Here is a 238-nt window from a genome sequence, read left to right as displayed (position 1 = left end):
CGCCAAGGTGGCCCGCGCCGTGCTGGCCAAGTACGGCGTCGAGCGGATCGAGACCAGGCTGGTCGCCGAGGGCGGCTCCTTCGAGACCGACGGCGAGGGCACGCTGCTGGTCACCGAGAGCTCGGTCGTCAACGCCAACCGCAATCCCGGGATGAGCCGCGACCAGGTCGAGGCCGAACTCAAGAAGGCTCTCGGCGTCACCAAGGTGATCTGGCTGGCCGGCGTCAAGGGCAAGGAC

1 protein-coding gene is annotated in these 238 nt (G+C 68.9%); it reads left to right on the top strand.

What is annotated here, in order from left to right:
• Positions 1–238 (top strand): agmatine deiminase family protein (locus VR45_RS41700; RefSeq protein ID WP_199926117.1); only part of this gene is annotated, 238 nt, incomplete at both ends.

Origin of the sequence: Streptomyces sp. NRRL S-495 (assembly GCF_000966955.1) — a bacterium.
GTDB lineage: Bacteria > Actinomycetota > Actinomycetes > Streptomycetales > Streptomycetaceae > Kitasatospora > Kitasatospora purpeofusca.
This window is presented reverse-complemented; position numbering and strand designations above follow the sequence as displayed.